Below are 15,866 nucleotides of genomic sequence, written 5' to 3'. Positions count from 1 at the left end.
GCTTCCCAATCAACCGGTAGAGAGTTCACAGACCCATCTTGCCTAATCCTGATCATCCGCCGCGGCGATAGGGCTTGCCGTCGGCGGCGGGCATTCGCAGCCGTTGTGCCGCGAGGGCCAGCACGACCAGCACCGTGATGTACGGCGCGGCCTGCACCAGCGCCGTGGGGATCGTGTCGACGGCGAAGTACAGCACGTAGGAGCCCACGCCCAGCACCGCCGCGACCACGCCGATCACGGTGTTGCGCCGCACGAACTCCCACACCGCCAGGGCCAGCAGCAGCGCGCCGACGAGGATCAGCAGCGCGTGCACCGACTCGGAGCCGCGGCGCAGCTGCAGGGCGTCGGTGTAGCCGAACAGCGAGGCGCCCATGGCGAGGCCGCCCGGCCGCCAGTTGCCGAAGATCATCGCGGCCAGGCCGATGTACCCGCGGCCGCCCGTCTGCCCCTCGCGGAAGATCACGGAGCTGACCGTCGACAGGTACACGCCGCCCAGGCCGGCCATCGCGCCGGAGATGACGACGCCGTAGTACTTGTACTTGTAGACGTTGATGCCGAGGCTCTCGGCCGCCTGCGGGTCCTCGCCGACAGAGCGCACGCGCAGGCCGAACGGGCTGCGCCAGAGCACCAGCCAGGTCCCGATGATCAGCAGCACCGCCAGCACCGTCACCAGCGACACGTCCACGAGCAGGCCGCGCAGCACGCCGGCCAGGTCGCTGATCAGGAACCAGTGGTGCTTCTCCAGCCCCGCCAGGTTGTCCACGAAGGGCACGGAGACCCGCGGGACGGTCTGGTCCGGCTTGAGCGCGGGCGACTGGGTCGCGCCGGCGCTGCCCCAGACGATGAACGAGAGGTACCGCGTGATGCCCGGCGCCAGCAGCGTGATCGCCACACCGGAGATGATGTGGTCCACGCCGAAGGTGACCGTGGCCAGGGCGTGCAGCAGGCCGCCGAGCGCGCCGCCGGCGATGCCGATCAGCAGGCCGACCCAGGGGCCGTAGTTGAGGCTGCCCCACGCGCCGAACCAGGTGCCGAGGATCATCTGGCCCTCGAGGCCGATGTTGACCACGCCGGCCCGCTCGGCCCACAGCCCGCCCAGGCCGGCCAGCCCGATCGGCACCGCGGCCTGCAGCGCGGCCTGGATGGCGCCCTGCGAGGTGACGTCGTCCGCTCCGGTCAGCAGGTGTACCAGCGACAGCCCGATGAGTGCGCCCGCCACGATGAGCAGGATGCGGGCGGTGCTCATGCGCCGCCGCTTGGGCGCGGCCGGCTGCACGGCGACGGCGGAGAGCATCGCGTCGGTGCTCACTTGGACTCCTCCGTGCTCGCGGCGGTGGCCAGCGGGGCCGAGCCGACCGGGGCCGCGGTGGCGGTGCCGACCCGTTGCTGCTGGGCCCGGCGGCCGATGCGGTTGGCCAGCTCGTAGGCGACGACCACGGACAGGACGGTGACGCCCTGCATGATCACCACGATCTCTTTCGGGATGCCGTCGAGGTCGAGGATGAGCTGCGAGCGGGCCAGGAAGCCCCACAGGATGGCGCCGAGGGCCATGCCGACGGGGTGGTTGCGGCCCAGCAGCGCGACCGCGATGCCGGTGAAGCCGATGCCGCCGAAGCCCTCGGTGTAGGTGTGCGTCTCGCCGAGCATGCGGGGCAGGTTGACCAGGCCGCCGATCGCGCCCGAGATGAGCATCGCGGTGATGATCATCTTCTTGGCGCTGACGCCGCTGGCCGTGGCCGCGAACGGGTTGTAGCCGGTGGCCCGCAGGTCGAAGCCGAAGCGGGTGCGGTTGACGGTGAACCAGTACACCAGGCCGAGCACCACCGCGATGGCCAGGAAGCCCAGCACCTTCTGGTCGGTGCCGGAGACGATCGGCAGGCCGGGCATCCAGGAGTTCTCCGGCAGCACGCCGGTGGTCTTGATCTGGGCGCCGGGCTGCTGCGTGCCCCAGTGGTCGTTGAGCAGCCAGGTGACCACCTGGCCGGCGATCGCGTTGAGCATCAGGGTCGAGATGACCTCGCTGACCCCGCGCTGGGTCTTGAGCAGCGCGGCGATGCCGGCCCAGAGGGCGCCGACGATGGCCGCGACCACGATGATCATGACGATCCGCAGCGAGCCGGGCATCCAGCTCATGAAGGAGGCGCTGGCCAGCGCGCCGGCCATGAACGCGCCGATCTTCGACTGGCCCTCGACGCCAATGTTGAACAGCCCCATCTTGAAGCCGATGGCGACCGCGACGGCGGCGATGTAGTACTCGCTGGCCTTGTTGAGGATCTCGACCATCGAGTCCGGCTGGGTGCCGAAGTCGATCATGTCGTTGAACGCCTGCACGGCGTCCTTGTCGGTCAGCGTCAGCGCGAGCCAGGAGATCGCCGCGGCCAGCAGCAGGGCCGCGACCGGCGCGATCAGCTGGGGCAGCAGCTTGGCCAGGTCGATGCGCCGCCAGAACGGCGGCGGCGAGGTGGTGGTGGCGGCGGCCGCACTCACTCGGAGGCCTCCTCGGTAGTGGTGGCGGCCGCGCTCACTCGGAGGCCTCCTCGGTGGTGGCGCCGGTCATGGCGACGCCCAGTTGTTCGGGGGTGACGGTCGCCGGGTCGGCCTCGGCCACCAGCCTGCCACCGTAGATGACCTTGAGGGAGTCGGACAGTCCGATGAGTTCGTCCAGGTCGGCCGAGATCAGCAGCACGCCCATGCCCGCGATACGGGCGTTGCGGATGTGGTCCCAGATGGCGGCCTGGGCGCCGACGTCGACCCCGCGGGTCGGGTGGGCGGCGATGAGGACCCGGGGATTGTGACTCATCTCGCGCCCGACGATGAGCTTCTGCTGGTTGCCGCCGGACAGGGCGACGGCGGCCACGTCGATGCTGGGGGTGCGCACGTCGTACTGCTCGACGATCCGCTGGGTGTCCCGCCGCGCGCCGCCGACGTTGATCAGAAAGCCGGTGGCGTTGGGGCGCTCGGTCTGGTGGCCGAGGATCCGGTTCTCCCAGAGGGGCGCGTCCAGCAGCAGGCCCTGCCGGTGCCGGTCCTCGGGGACGTAGCCGATGCCGGCCTCGCGGCGGCGCCGGGTGGACCAGCCGGAGACGTCGTCGGTGCCGAGGCGGATGGTGCCGGTGGCCGCGCGCATGCCGAGGATGGCCTCGGCCAGCTCGGCCTGGCCGTTGCCCTCGACGCCGGCGATGCCGACGACCTCGCCGCGGTGGATGGTGAAGGTCGCGTCGCTCACGACCGGGCGGCCCTCGGGGCCCAGGACGGTGAGCCCCTCGACGACCAGCGCGGGCTCGTCGGTCACGGTGGACTCGCGCGCCTCCGGGCTGGGCAGCTCGCTGCCGACCATGAGGGTGGCCAGCTGGCGGGCGGAGACCTCGGCCGGCTTGACCGAGGCGACGGTGGTGCCGCGGCGGATGACCGTGATGTCGTCGGCCACCGCGCGGACCTCGTCGAGCTTGTGCGAGATGAACAGGACCGTGAGGCCCTCGCGGATGAGCTCGCGCAGGTTGCCGAAGAGCTCGTCGACCTCCTGCGGGACGAGCACTGCGGTCGGCTCGTCGAGGATCAGGATCTGGGCGCCGCGGTAGAGGACCTTGAGGATCTCCACGCGCTGGCGGTCGCCGACGCCGAGGTTCTCGACCAGCTCGTCGGGGCGCACGCCCAGGCCGTACCGCTGCGAAATCTCGGTGATCTTGTTCTTGGCCCTGGACCCGATGCCGTAGAGCTTCTCGGCGCCGAGCACGACGTTCTCGGTCACGGTGAAGTTGTCGGCGAGCATGAAGTGCTGGTGCACCATGCCGATGCCGGCCGCGATGGCGCCCTGCGGCGAGGAGAACTTGACCGGGTTGCCGTCGACGATGATCTCGCCCTCGTCGGGCGGCTGCATGCCGTACAGGATCTTCATCAGGGTCGACTTGCCGGCGCCGTTCTCACCCACGATCGCGTGGATCGTGCCCTTGCGCACGGTGAGGTTGACGTCGGAGTTGGCCACAACGCCGGGGAACCGCTTCGTGATCCCCTTCAGTTCGACGGCGGGTGGTTCCGCGGTCATCCAGGCTCCTAACAGATGAGGCGGGGGACTGGATCACAGTCCCCCGCCGAGCACCCGATGTCTACTACAAGTTGACGCTTACTTGCTGGGGACGGTGACCTTGCCCGACGCGATGTCGGCCTTGGCCGCGTCCAGCTTGTCCTTGATGTCGTCGACCTTCCCACCGGACGTGGCGTAGCCCACGCCGTCGACCTTGAGGTCGAAGACGGTGGCGCCCGCGGTGAACTTGCCGTCGGCGTAGTCCTTGACGAAGTTGAACACCGCGTTGTCGACCCGCTTGAGCATGGAGGTCATGATGACCGGCTTGAGCGAGGCGTCCGAGACGGTGTTGTACTGGTCCGAGTCGACGCCGATGGCCAGCGCGTTCTTGGCCTTGGCGGCCTCGAACACGCCGGTGCCGGAACCGCCGGCGGCCGCGTAGACGATGTCCGCGCCCTGGTCGTACATGCCGCTGGCGGCCGTCTTGCCGCCGGCCGGGTCGTTGAAGCCCTTGCAGGCGTCGGCCGGGGTCGACAGGTAGTTCGTCAGCACCTTGATGTCGGCCTTGGTGGCCTTGGCGCCGGCGGTGAAGCCCGCCTCGAACTTCTTGATCAGGTCGACCTGGCAGCCGCCGATGAAGCCGACGGTGCCCTTCGTGGTCTTGAGGGCCGCGGCCACGCCGACCAGGTAGGAGCCCTGCTCCTCGGCGAAGGTCAGGTCGGCCACGTTGTCGGCCTTGGTGGCGCCGTCGACGATCGCGAACTTGGTGTTCGGGCAGTCCTTGGCGGCGCGGGCGAGCGGGCCGTTGGCCGCGTCGGCGCCGTCGTAGACGAAGCCGACCGCGATGACCGGGTTGAAGCCGCTGGTGCAGAGCAGCTTCAGGCGCGAGTACTTGTCGTTCTCGCTCTCGCCGGCGACCGCGGCCAGGTCCTTGACCTCGAGGTTCAGGTCGCTCTTGACCTTGTCCAGGCCCGCGGCGGCGGAGTCGTTGAAGGACTTGTCGCCCCGGCCGCCGATGTCGAAGGCGAGGCCGACCTTGACGTTCTTCTTCGCGGGCGGCGCGCCGCTGGCGCCACCGGTCCCCGCGGTGTCCGAGTCATCACCGCAAGCGGTCATGCTTCCCAACGCGACAAACGCCACCGCGGCGGCCGCGAGAACCTTCATCCCACGCACTCGGCGCAAGACGGTCTCCCTTCCCAAAGCACCGCCCGAACGCGGTGAACCCAACGGCGGGAGCGTACGCCCTCGGCGGTGCTGAACCAGCGTTTGCTGCCGGGTTGGGAGGAGCACGTTATAGGGCCGTGACGTGCCGACCGTCATTCCGCCTTATGGGATCGATCTTGTAACAGCCCAGTTACCTCCAAAACACGGCAACCGCGGCGTTAGCGAGCGTTAACCCGACCAAAGCCAGGAAATGACCGCGGTTGACCTCCTCGCGCTTGCGCGAGAAGAACGTCATCGCCAAGATCATGAGCCCGAGCAGGAGTTTCACGGCGAGCTTGGCCGTCGGCGGCTCGGCGTCCCCGCCCCCGCGCAGCGGCGCGGCGAGCCCGAGGCCGGTCACCACCTGGATGCCGGCGCCCCAGAGCATGGCCGGGTTGATCCGCAGCTTGCCGGTCATGTACTGCGCGATCGACCCGCCCAGCAGCAGCGCGAAGCCGATCAGGTGCAGGAACAGGAGGATGAGGCGCAAAGGTTCCATCCGCGCAAGGTAGCGGCCCGTTGACCCTCCCCCTACTGGAGGGTCCACGATCGTGGCATGAACATCGGCGAGCTGTCGCGGCTCACCGGCCTGCCGGTGAAGACCATCCGGTACTACTCCGACGTCGGACTGGTCCCGGAGGCCGAGCGGTCCAGCGCCGGGTACCGCCGCTACGACCACGGATCGATCGTGCGGCTGGAGTTCGTGCGGACCCTGCGCGAGCTCGGCCTCGACCTGGCCACCATCCGGCAGGTGCTGGACCGCGGGGCCGACCTGCGCGAGGTGGCCGCGGCCCACGCGGAGGCGCTGAGCCTGCAGATCCGCGTGCTGCGGCTGCGCCGGGCGGCCTTGCGCGCGGTGGCCGGGCGCGACTCGTCCCCGGCCGACCTGGAGCGGCTGGCCCGCATCGCCCAGGCCGGCGCCTCGGAACGGCAGCGGATCATCGACGACTTCTTCGACAGCATCTTCACCGGCATCGCCGACTCGGCGGAGTCGCGGGAGTTCACCGCCGGGATGCGCAGCGTCTCCGCCGACCTGCCCGACGAGCCGACCGACGAGCAGGTGGACGCCTGGATCGAGCTGGCCGAGATGCTCCGGCAGCCGGACTTCCGGGAGCGGCTGCGGGAGATGGGGCGCAGAAGCTTCGAGCCGGGCGCCCGGCGGGTGCTTCCGACCGACATGTCGGAGATCAAGTGGTTCGTCGACACGGTGGCCGAGGCCCAGGACGGCGGCACCCGGGACCCGGCCGAGGTCGTCGCCGAGGTGCTGGCCCGCTGGGGCGCGGACACCGACGAGCTCAGGCGGGAGGTGCTGGCCGGGCTGGAGCTCTCGATCGACGTGCGGGCCGAGCGCTACTGGCAGCTGATGGCGATCATCAACGGCTGGGCCCCGATCCCGGCCACGATGCACCGCTGGTCCTGGTTCCTTTCGGCGCTGCGGCAGACCCTTCCCCGGTAGCGTTGATCACGTGGAGTGGTGGCGGACCGCGGTCATCTATCAGGTCTACCCGCGCAGCTTCGCCGACTCCGACGGCGACGGCGTGGGCGACCTGCCGGGCATCACGGCCCGCCTCGAGCACCTGGCCGACCTGGGCGTGGACGCGCTGTGGCTGTCCCCGTTCTACCGCTCCCCGATGGTCGACGGCGGCTACGACGTGGCCGACTACCGGGACGTGGACCCGCTCTTCGGCACCCTGGCCGACTTCGACGCGCTGCTGGCCCGGGCGCACGCGCTCGGCCTGCGGGTGATCGTCGACATCGTCCCCAACCACACGTCCTCGGCCCATCCGTGGTTCGCCGAGGGGCTGCGCGACCGGTACGTCTTCGCGCCCGAGAAGCCGAACGACTGGCAGTCCCTCTTCGGCGGCCCGGCCTGGAGCCGGCTGCCGGACGGCTCCTGGTACCTGCACCTGTTCGACCCCGCCCAGCCGGACCTGAACTGGGACAGCCCCGAGGTGCGGGCCGAGTTCGACGACATCCTGCACTTCTGGCTGGCCCGCGGCGTGGACGGCTTCCGGGTCGACGTGGCCCACGGCCTGGTCAAGCCGGATCTCACCAACGCGGTGTTCTTCGACCAGGAGGGCGTGCACGAGATCTACCGCGGCTGGCGCAAGATCCTCGACTCGTACCCGGGCGAGCGCATGGCCGTCGCCGAGGTCTTCGACACCGAGCCGGCCCGGGTCGCGCGGTACGTCGCCGCCGACGAGCTGCACCAGGCGTTCAACTTCGACTTCCTCGAGGCGCCGTGGGACCCGGACGCCCTCCGCGCGATCATCGACGCCTCGCTGGCCGCCGCGGCCGAGGTCGGCGCCCCGCCCACGTGGGTCATCTCCAACCACGACCGGCGGCGCCCGGTGACCCGCTTCGGCGACGGCGTACCGGGCCGGCGCCGGGCCCGGGCGGCGGCCCTGCTCATGCTGGGCCTTCCCGGCTCCGCGTACGTCTACCAGGGCGAGGAGCTGGGCCTGCCCGAGGTGCTGGACCTGCCCGACGAGGCCCGCACCGACCCGCAGTGGATCCGCTCGGGCGGCGCCGAGCTGGGGCGGGACGGCTGCCGGGTGCCCCTGCCGTGGTCCGGGGACACGCCGCCGTTCGGCTTCGGCGCGAAGTCCTGGCTGCCGATGCCGGCGGACTGGGCCGCGTTCACCGTCGAGGCCCAGCGGGCGGATCCCGACTCGACGCTCAACCTGTACCGGTCGGCGCTCCGGCTCCGCCGCCCGGCCGCGACGCTCGCGTGGCGCCCGGCCCCGGACGGCGTGCTCTGTTTCGAGACGGAGGGTTATCTGGTCGCGGCCAACCTCGGCGGCTCGGCGTTCGCGCTGCCGCGGGAGCCGGTGCTGGCCAGCTCGCCGGTGGGCGGCACACTGCCGCCCGACACGACGGTCTGGATGGAATCGGGCTGATCAGCCGCTGATCAGCTGCTGAGCTTGGCGGCGATCCGGGAGAAGCCGGCGCGGATCTCGTCGACGGACGGCGGCTCGTGCGTGTGGTCGTCGTCGTCATGATCGTGGTCGTGGTACGAGTCCTCGTACCCGGCCAGCTCGGCGTCCAGGGCGGCCGTCTCCACGTCCTCGTTCTCGGCGGCCAGCCGGGACGCGGCGATGTCACCCTGGATCTGGGCCACCGTCACGTGCGGCTGGAGCGGCTCGACGACGGCCATCAGGTCCTCGTCGGCCACCACGGCCTCGGCGAGGGCCAGCGCGTGCGCGCGCTCGTACGGGCCGCACACGACCGGCTCCCACTCCTCCTCGTCGTTCATCGGGCCGAAGGTGATGATCCACGGCAGGGTCAGCGCCGGCGCGTCGGCCGGCAGGTCCAAAGTCACGAGTGCACCCACGGCGCCCATCATGACGGTTCCGGGCGCTCCGCACCCGGCGAACCGCCGGACGGCACAACGGGCGGGGACACCTTGGCGGCGATCTGGGCCGCGTGCTCGGCCTCCGAGGCGGCCTTCTCCACCAGCTCGGCGGCCCGGCGGGCGGCCTGCACGTCGGCCCGCGGCTCGCCCCCGGCCAGGTCCACCACCCGGCCGTGCGGGCTGGTGGCGGACAGCGCGGCCGCGAACAGCAGCAGCTGGTGCAGCAGGTACATGTACAGCAGCAGCCCGATCGTGCCCGCGACCAGCTGGTAGGCGGGATTGTGCTCGGTCCGGGTGATGTACCACTTCCCGAGCGTCTTGAGCACGCCCAGCCCGATCGCGAAGAGCAGCGCCGAGGGCCACAGCCGGCGCAGCGACATCCGCAGCCGGGGCACGCCGACGAGCAGGGCCGCGCCCAGGAAGACGTCGACCACGCCGGAGAGCAGGGTGGAGAAGCCGCGCAGGGCCACCCGGACCGGGTCCTGGTCCACGTCGCCGGCCAGCCAGTAGATCAGCTCCTGGACCCCGGCGAAGATGCCGATCGAGATCAGCAGGAGCAGGCCGAGGCCGACCAGCACGGCCAGGTCGAGCAGCCAGCGTACGACCGCGTTGCCGGGGTGCTCCTGCAGCTGCCACAGCGCCCGCTGCGACGAGCGCAGGTTCTCCACCCAGCCGACGCCCGCGATGATCAGGCCGGCCAGCGCGATGATCCCGATCTGCTGGCTGCCGGCGAAGATCTGGTCGCTCTGCAGCTGCGGCAGGTTGGCCTGCAGGTAGACCTGCACGCGCTCGACGACCAGCTTGTTGCCGCCCAGCACCCTGCCGAGGACGTAGAACAGCACGACGACCATGGCGAAGACCGCGAAGAAGCCGTAGTACGCGGTGGCGGCGGCCAGGCGGACGGCGTCCACGTCGAAGTAGCGCTGCTGGGCCCGCCAGACGTGGTCGAACACGCGCGAGCGCCGCCGACCCGCCGCGATCACGCGGTCGAACCAGGCCTCCAGCCGGTCAAGGACGCTCACGCCTCAATGGTCCGCTGAAAGGTGGTACTCCGCATAGGGACGCCACCGTCCATGGTCATCGTGTTCGAAAAGCGTGAACCCGGCGACCGGGAACTCGGCCGCGTAGCCGGCCAGGTCGGCGAAGGCCGCGTCCAGCCGCTCCGGCTCGACGTCGTGGGCGACGGTCACGTGCGGGTGGTACGGGAACCGGGCGGTCGACGAGATGGCCGGCGCCGCCAGCACCGCCGCGTGCAGCTGCTCGCACTCGCCGATCCCGGCCGCGACCGCCACGAACACCACCTGGGTGATCGGCCGGAAGGTGCCGGTCCCGCGCAGCCGCACGGTGAAGGGCCGGTGCGCCCGCGCCACGCCCGCCAGGTGCCGGTGCAGGCCCGGCACCTCGGCGGCGTCGATCTCGGTCGGGCCGAGCAGGGTGACGTGGGCCGGCACGAACTCCGCGACCCGATCCCCGGCGGCCAGCCGGGCGGCGGTCAGCTCGCCGCCCCACGGCTGCGGGATGTCGATCGCGACGCCGATGGTGGTCCTGTCCACCGTCGTCAGTGCGCAGCGCCAGGGGCGAGGAAGCCGATCCGGTCGTACGCCGACTTCAGCGTCGGCACCGCGACCGCCCGCGCCTTCTCCGCACCGATCGCGAGCAGCTTGTCCAGCTGGCCCGGGTCGTCCAGGTAGGCGTTGGTGCGCTGCTGGATCGGCTTGACGAACTCGGTCACGACCTCGGCGAGGTCCTTCTTCAGGTCGCCGTAGCCCTTGCCGTCGTAGGCGGCGACCAGCTCGTCGATCGTCCGGCCGGACAGCGCCGCGTAGATCGTCAGCAGGTTGGAGACGCCGGCCTTGTTGACCGGGTCGAAGATGATCTCGCGGCCGGTGTCGGTGACCGCCGAGCGGATCTTCTTGGCCGAGCGGGCCGGGTCGTCGAGCAGCTCGATCAGGCCGTTGGCGGTCGAGGCCGACTTGGACATCTTCGCCGTCGGGTCCTGCAGATCCGTGATCTTGGCGGTGTCCTTGAGGATGAACGGCGCCGGCAGGTTGAACGTCGGGCCGAACGTCGTGTTGAACCGCTGGGCCAGGTCGCGGGTCAGCTCCAGGTGCTGGCGCTGGTCCTCGCCGACCGGAACGGCGTCGGCCTGGTACAGCAGGATGTCGGCCGCCTGCAGGATCGGGTAGGTGAACAGCCCGACGCTGGTCCGGTCGGCGCCCTGCTTGCCCGACTTGTCCTTGAACTGGGTCATCCGGCTGGCCTCGCCGAAGCCGGTGATGCAGTTCATCACCCAGCCGAGCTGCGCGTGCTCGGGCACGTGGCTCTGCACGAACAGGGTGCAGCGCTCCGGGTCGAGCCCGACCGCCAGCAGCTGGGCGACCCCGATCCGGGTCCGCTGGCGCAGCAGCGCCGGGTCGTGGCCCATCGTGATCGCGTGCAGGTCGACCACGCAGTAGAAGGCGTCATGGGTCTCCTGCAGGGCCACCCAGTTGCGCACGGCACCGAGATAGTTGCCCAGGTGGAACGAGTCGGCGGTGGGCTGAATCCCGGAGAGCACCCGGGGCCGGGCGGGAGACGACATGCCGCCATTCTGTCAGGCGCAACCGGAGGAGCCGCACAGGCGTCTGTCTGGGTAGCGTGCCAGACGAGGGAGGTGGGCGGTGGGCGACGATCTCGAGGCCCGGGAGGCCGTACGCGACGCGTATCAGGCGCACTACCGCCGGCTCGTGGCCGCCCTGTACGCGCTGACCGGTGACCACGCCGAGGCCCAGGACCTCGTGCAGGAGGCGTACGCGCGCGCCCTGGCCCGGCCGCGGCAGTTCCTCGACGTCGCCGACCCCGAGGCCTGGCTGCGCACGGTGGCGATGAACCTGGCCCGCACCCGCTGGCGGCGGCGGCGCCTGTTCGACACACTGGTGCGCAGCGGCCGCGTCGCCCGGCCGGTGGAGAGCGTGCCGGGCGTCGACCCCAACCGGGTCGCGCTGGTCGCCGCCCTGCAGCAGCTGTCGCAGGCCACCCGGGAGACGATCGTGCTGCACCACCTGGCCGACATGTCGGTCCACGAGGTCGCCGACGCCCTGGGCGTGCCGGTGGGCACGGTCAAGGCGCGCCTGTCCCGTGGCCGCGCCATGCTCGCCACCCTGCTCAGCGACGGCGAGGCGGGCGGGGAGGGCACCCCGCGCCGGCGCTCCACGCCGCCCCAGGTCCAGCCCCAGATCCAGGTCCAGCCCCAGATCCAGCCGCAGGACCGGGCCCAGGAGGTGCGCGATGCGCCCTGACCTGGACTTCCGGACCCTGCGCCAGCAGATCGAGCAGGCCACCTGGGTGCCCGACTTCAGCACGCTGTACCGCCGCGCCGGCCGCGTGAAGCTGCGGGACCGGATGACCGTGCTGGGCGCGCTGCTGGGCACCCTCGGCGTGCTCGCCCCGGTCGCGCTGGCCGGGATCTTCGGCCGCCCCGGCCCGGCCGTGCTCGGCCCCAACCCCGATCTCGGCGAGGCCTGGAGCCCGATCGCCTCGGCCACGCCGACCGCCACCGGGCGCTACCCGTCCACGGTCACCGTCCTGGCCGCCGCGGGCGACCTGCCCAACCTGATCGCGGCCGTCGACGTGTGCGCGGAGATCCCGCAGGCCCGCCGGTGCAGCCTGCAGATCGTCGCGCTCGGCGGTCAGGCCGAGCGCCGCACGCCGTTCGTCGTCGACGCCCTGCGCACCAGCCCGCTGGACCGGGTCTCCAACGTCCAGCTGCTGCGGGTCGCCCAGACCGGCTTCATCCTCAGCGGCGAGGTCGGCGGCGGGTCGCGCTCCAGCGTGCGCTTCGCGCTCACGTCGGCCACCCAGACCGAGCTGAACCCGCAGGACGCGGCGCCGGTCATGGGGCCCAATGACCACCTCGCGCTCAGCGCGGGCGACCGGACGGTGCAGCTGGTGCAGTACGGCGACCTGTTCGGGGTGCGCGAGAGCGACGGCGCGCTGAGCCTGATCAGCCAGCCGCCGATGGCCCGGCGCACGATCGCGGCCCTCCCGCCCGCATCCGCCGGCTGGTGGGTGACCGGCGCCGACCTGAACACCGGCGCACCCGCGGTCAGCGTGAGCACCGACCAGGGCGCGACCTGGACCGCGCGCACCCTGGACGCGCCGGCGGGCAGCGACGTGCCGACCGTGGCGACGTCCGACGGGAAGAACGCGTGGGCCTTCGTGCCGTACAGCAGCGGCATCCGGCTCTTCCGCACGAGTGACGGCGGGAGCCACTGGCGCGAGGTCCGCGGCGCGGTCACGCTGCCGCCCGAGCTCAAGACGCTGGACAACCGCCTGCTCGGCGCCCTGGTGCGGCCGGACCGCTCGGTGCTCATGTGGGTGTACTCCAACCCGGCCACCGTCAACACCACGGTCTTCTTCGACAGCAACGACGGCGAGCACTTCGCGGTCGTGTCCGGTCCCGGCGGCACCATCGCCGCCGTCGACAACGGCTACGCGTCGCTGGGCGATCCGGCCCGGGTCTCCCACGACGCCCACTCCTGGCAGGAGGCCGCCCTGTCCTCCACCGTGATGCCGAACTGAAATTTTCCGGGAACCCGCCGGACCGGTGGGGGATCGTTGTCTGCGTGGGCGACGTCGGCGAGGTGTACCACGCCTGTTACCGCAGGCTGGTGGTGCAGCTCTACGCGTTCACCACGGACCTCGCCGAGGCGCACGACGCGGTGCAGGAGGCGTTCGTGCGGGCCGTCGCCCGCCCGCGCGGCTTCTCCGGCATCGACAACCCCGAGGCGTGGTTGCGCACGGTGGCGCTCAACGTCGCCCGCCGCCGCTGGCGCCGCCGCCGGCTCCTGGACGTGCTCCTGCTGCGCGAACGGCCGCTGCACGACGACGTCCACCAGCCCGACTCCGACACCCGCACCGACCTGACCGACGCCCTCGACGCCATCCCACGCAGCTACCGGGAGGTCATCGTGCTGCACTACTACGCCGACCTCAGCGTGGACGAGATCGCCGCCGCGCTGGGCGTCCCGGCCGGCACCGTCAAGTCCCGCCTGTCCCGCGGCCGGGCCGCGCTCGCCGCGCGCCTCAACGGATACGAGGTGTCGCGTGCCTGATCAACTGGAGTCGCGGCTGCGCGCCGAGCGGGACCGGCTCGACATCGACCAGCCGCCGATGGAGGTCATCGCGGCCCGGGCGGCGGCGCTGCGCCGGCGCCGCCTGGCCGCCCGCACCGGGATCGCGTCGCTGGCCACGCTGGCCGTCATCGGCGCCGCGGTGGCCACGGTGGACCGGCCCTCGACCCCGGCCCCGATGATCGCCGCGTCCGACCCGGCCGCGACCTGGAGCGCCGGCGGGATCACGATCGCCGGCCTGGACCACCTGCCCGCCGACCTGCCGGGGGCGGTCCGGGACGTGGAGTTCCTGGACGCCGAGCGCGGTTACCTGCTGAGCACCGACTGCTGCACCACCTGGGTCAGCACGACGGACGACGGGGGACGCACGTGGCGTACCGTCGAATCTCCTGTCCCTGGACAACCGCGGATGGTCGTCACGGCGGCCGGGGTCACGCTGTTCGGCGAGGACCACCGGACCCGGGCCACCAGCGCCGACGGCGAACACTGGACGGCCGGCGGGAACAAGCTCGACCCCGACAACGCGCTCACCGGCGACGCCCGCATGGTCCAGCTGGGCAACTCCGAGTGCGGCTCGGCCACCGCCGGGCTGGCCGGCACGCGCCTCGCCCCACTGCCGCAGCAGCCGCCGATCTCGGTCTGCTGGCGCTCCCCCGTGCGGGCCGGCGACGGCGCGTGGTGGGTCGCCGGCGGCGATTGGAACGGCCTGGCGGTGGCGGTGTCCCGCGACGACGGGCAGAGCTGGACGACGACCCACTTCCCCGGCTACGACGCGGCCACCCGGCCCCGGATGGCGATGCTCGGGCGCACGGTCTTCCTCGCCATCGCCGCGCCGCAGGAGGCCGCCGGCGCCCCGGACCGCCTGCTGGCGGTGGCGGTGTCCACGGACGGCGGGGCCACCTTCGGCCCGCCCCGGCCGACGGCGGGCAACGCCACCATCGGCGGGGACCTGGTGCCGCTGCTGGACGGCCGGCTGCTCATCGTCGACGGCTACGGCCACTGGCTGGTCTCCGAGGACTCCGGCACGTCGTGGGTGCGGCTGGAGGGCCTGCACCTCACGATGCGCCTGGCGCGGACCGAGGGCGGCTACGTGGCGTACCAGATGACCACGATCTACACCGCGTTCTCGGCCGACGGCGCCGACTGGCAGAAGCTCGACGCCCAGTAGCCGCTCACCGGTTTCAGTACCGTCAGCGGTTCATGAACGCCCAGGCGTCGGCGACCATCGTCGCCAGCTCGGGGTGCCGCGGGGTCCAGGACAGTTCCCGCTTGGCCTTGTCCGAGGAGGCGACGAGCTGGGCCGGGTCGCCCGCGCGGCGCGGCGCCATCTCGACCGGGATCGGGTGGCCGGTCACCTCGCGCACGACCTCGACGACCTGCCGGTTGGAGAAGCCGGTGCCGTTGCCCAGGTTGAAGATCCGGTGCCCGGGGCCGTCCATCGTGCCCAGCGCCAGCAGGTGGGCGGCGCCCAGGTCGGCGACGTGGATGTAGTCGCGGATGTTGGTGCCGTCGAAGGTGTCGTAGTCGTCGCCGAAGATCTGCAGCTTCTCCCGCTTGCCCGCGGCGACCTGCAGGGCGATCGGGATCAGGTGCGTCTCGGGGTCGTGCCGCTCGCCGATCATGCCGCCGTCGGGGCGGCGCAGGGCGCCGGCGACGTTGAAGTAGCGCAGGCTGACCGCGGAGAACCCGTGCGCGACGGCGAACCCGGTCAGCGCGTGGTCGGCGGCGAGCTTGGAGGTCGCGTAGGGGTTCGGCGGGCGGACCGCGGCCGTCTCCGGGATCGGCACGGTGTCGGGGTCGCCGTAGACGTTCGCGGTGGAGGAGAAGACCAGCCGGCGTACCCCCGCGGCCCGCATGGCATCGAGCAGGCGCAGCGTGCCGATGGCGTTGTTCTCCCAGTACTTCTCCGGCTTCTGCACGCTCTCGCCGGCCGCGATGAACGCCGCGAAGTGCAGCACCCCGTCGAACCCGGCGGACGGCGTGAGCAGGTCGCCCACCGCGTCGTGCACCCGGCCGCGGACGAAGGCCGCGCCCGCGGGCACCGCCTGCTCGTGCCCGGTGGAGAGATCGTCCAGCACCACCACCTCGTGGCCCGCGTCGAGCAGCAGCGCGGTGACGATGCTGCCGATGTAGCCGGCGCCACCGGTGACGAGTAGCTTCACTACAACCTCCCATA

At 71.7% G+C, this 15,866-nt stretch carries 16 protein-coding genes; 6 read left to right on the top strand and 10 right to left on the bottom strand.

Annotation, left to right across the window (positions count from 1 at the left end):
- Positions 1-52: 52 nt before the first annotated feature.
- The 5 genes from ACQP00_RS04280 to ACQP00_RS04260 all read right to left on the bottom strand — a co-directional run bounded on the left by ACQP00_RS04280 (position 53) and on the right by ACQP00_RS04260 (position 5,723).
- A complete protein-coding gene (locus ACQP00_RS04280; protein WP_433214609.1) occupies positions 53-1,309 on the bottom strand; it encodes an ABC transporter permease in 1,257 nt (418 codons plus the stop codon).
- Positions 1,306-2,487 (bottom strand): ABC transporter permease, encoded by a 1,182-nt coding sequence (locus ACQP00_RS04275; protein WP_433214606.1) that lies wholly within the window; start codon positions 2,485-2,487, stop codon positions 1,306-1,308. The genes ACQP00_RS04280 and ACQP00_RS04275 overlap by 4 nt, the downstream gene beginning before the upstream one ends.
- Before the next feature lie 34 nt (positions 2,488-2,521).
- Positions 2,522-4,042 (bottom strand): ABC transporter ATP-binding protein, encoded by a 1,521-nt coding sequence (locus ACQP00_RS04270; protein WP_433214603.1) that lies wholly within the window; start codon positions 4,040-4,042, stop codon positions 2,522-2,524.
- Between the two features lie 78 nt (positions 4,043-4,120).
- A complete protein-coding gene (locus tag ACQP00_RS04265) occupies positions 4,121-5,137 on the bottom strand; it encodes a BMP family lipoprotein (RefSeq protein WP_433214600.1) in 1,017 nt (338 codons plus the stop codon).
- A 238-nt stretch (positions 5,138-5,375) separates the two neighbouring features.
- Positions 5,376-5,723, bottom strand: a complete 348-nt coding sequence (locus tag ACQP00_RS04260; RefSeq protein ID WP_433214597.1) for a hypothetical protein — start codon at positions 5,721-5,723, stop codon at positions 5,376-5,378.
- Positions 5,724-5,780: 57 nt separating this feature from the next.
- Between ACQP00_RS04260 and ACQP00_RS04255 the strand changes: the two genes are divergently transcribed.
- Both ACQP00_RS04255 and ACQP00_RS04250 read left to right on the top strand, forming a co-directional pair.
- Complete coding sequence (locus tag ACQP00_RS04255) at positions 5,781-6,680, top strand: MerR family transcriptional regulator (RefSeq protein ID WP_433214594.1); 900 nt, start codon at positions 5,781-5,783, stop codon at positions 6,678-6,680.
- Between the two features lie 10 nt (positions 6,681-6,690).
- Positions 6,691-8,124 (top strand): glycoside hydrolase family 13 protein, encoded by a 1,434-nt coding sequence (locus ACQP00_RS04250; protein ID WP_433214591.1) that lies wholly within the window; start codon positions 6,691-6,693, stop codon positions 8,122-8,124.
- A gap of 11 nt (positions 8,125-8,135) precedes the next feature.
- On the opposite strand, the gene ACQP00_RS04245 is transcribed toward ACQP00_RS04250, so the two are convergent.
- Genes ACQP00_RS04245 through trpS form a run of 4 tightly spaced genes read right to left on the bottom strand, consistent with a single transcriptional unit; the run spans position 8,136 to position 11,160 of the window.
- Positions 8,136-8,558 (bottom strand): hypothetical protein, encoded by a 423-nt coding sequence (locus ACQP00_RS04245; RefSeq protein ID WP_433214588.1) that lies wholly within the window; start codon positions 8,556-8,558, stop codon positions 8,136-8,138.
- 8 nt (positions 8,559-8,566) lie between these two features.
- Positions 8,567-9,601, bottom strand: a complete 1,035-nt coding sequence (locus ACQP00_RS04240; protein ID WP_433214585.1) for a YihY/virulence factor BrkB family protein — start codon at positions 9,599-9,601, stop codon at positions 8,567-8,569.
- 3 nt (positions 9,602-9,604) lie between these two features.
- The gene (locus ACQP00_RS04235) at positions 9,605-10,141 is read right to left on the bottom strand and encodes a 2'-5' RNA ligase family protein (protein WP_433223680.1); all 537 of its coding nucleotides are present in this window, start codon (positions 10,139-10,141) and stop codon (positions 9,605-9,607) included.
- On the bottom strand, positions 10,138-11,160 hold the full coding sequence (trpS, locus tag ACQP00_RS04230) for a tryptophan--tRNA ligase (RefSeq protein WP_433214582.1): 1,023 nt from the start codon (positions 11,158-11,160) through the stop codon (positions 10,138-10,140). The genes ACQP00_RS04235 and trpS overlap by 4 nt, the downstream gene beginning before the upstream one ends.
- A 79-nt stretch (positions 11,161-11,239) precedes the next feature.
- Here trpS and ACQP00_RS04225 point away from each other — a divergent pair, with 79 nt between their 5' ends.
- The 4 genes from ACQP00_RS04225 to ACQP00_RS04210 are packed head-to-tail and all read left to right on the top strand — an operon-like array spanning position 11,240 to position 14,858.
- Complete coding sequence (locus ACQP00_RS04225; protein WP_433214580.1) at positions 11,240-11,857, top strand: RNA polymerase sigma factor; 618 nt, start codon at positions 11,240-11,242, stop codon at positions 11,855-11,857.
- A complete protein-coding gene (locus ACQP00_RS04220; RefSeq protein ID WP_433214578.1) occupies positions 11,847-13,139 on the top strand; it encodes a WD40/YVTN/BNR-like repeat-containing protein in 1,293 nt (430 codons plus the stop codon). The genes ACQP00_RS04225 and ACQP00_RS04220 overlap by 11 nt, the downstream gene beginning before the upstream one ends.
- Positions 13,140-13,183: 44 nt before the next feature.
- Complete coding sequence (locus ACQP00_RS04215) at positions 13,184-13,672, top strand: RNA polymerase sigma factor (RefSeq protein WP_433214575.1); 489 nt, start codon at positions 13,184-13,186, stop codon at positions 13,670-13,672.
- On the top strand, positions 13,665-14,858 hold the full coding sequence (locus ACQP00_RS04210) for a sialidase family protein (RefSeq protein ID WP_433214572.1): 1,194 nt from the start codon (positions 13,665-13,667) through the stop codon (positions 14,856-14,858). Before ACQP00_RS04215 ends, ACQP00_RS04210 begins: the two co-directional genes overlap by 8 nt.
- A gap of 22 nt (positions 14,859-14,880) precedes the next feature.
- Here ACQP00_RS04210 and galE read toward each other — a convergent pair whose 3' ends face one another.
- Positions 14,881-15,852 carry a UDP-glucose 4-epimerase GalE gene (gene galE / locus ACQP00_RS04205; RefSeq protein WP_433214569.1) on the bottom strand — a complete coding sequence of 324 codons (972 nt, stop codon included), beginning with the start codon at positions 15,850-15,852 and terminating at the stop codon, positions 14,881-14,883.
- Positions 15,853-15,866 lie beyond the last annotated feature (14 nt).

This window comes from Dactylosporangium sp. CS-047395, assembly GCF_050942185.1.
Taxonomy (GTDB): domain Bacteria; phylum Actinomycetota; class Actinomycetes; order Mycobacteriales; family Micromonosporaceae; genus Dactylosporangium.
This window is presented reverse-complemented; position numbering and strand designations above follow the sequence as displayed.

What these genes read in the sequence shown, in the direction of transcription:
- ACQP00_RS04220 (WP_433214578.1), top strand. Translation starts at nt 11,847, where the DNA reads ATGCGCCCTGACCTGGACTTCCGGACCCTGCGCCAGCAGATCGAGCAG.
- ACQP00_RS04270 (WP_433214603.1), bottom strand. Translation starts at nt 4,042, where the DNA reads ATGACCGCGGAACCACCCGCCGTCGAACTGAAGGGGATCACGAAGCGG.
- ACQP00_RS04255 (WP_433214594.1), top strand. Translation starts at nt 5,781, where the DNA reads ATGAACATCGGCGAGCTGTCGCGGCTCACCGGCCTGCCGGTGAAGACC.
- ACQP00_RS04260 (WP_433214597.1), bottom strand. Translation starts at nt 5,723, where the DNA reads ATGGAACCTTTGCGCCTCATCCTCCTGTTCCTGCACCTGATCGGCTTC.
- trpS (WP_433214582.1), bottom strand. Translation starts at nt 11,160, where the DNA reads ATGTCGTCTCCCGCCCGGCCCCGGGTGCTCTCCGGGATTCAGCCCACC.
- ACQP00_RS04265 (WP_433214600.1), bottom strand. Translation starts at nt 5,137, where the DNA reads ATGACCGCTTGCGGTGATGACTCGGACACCGCGGGGACCGGTGGCGCC.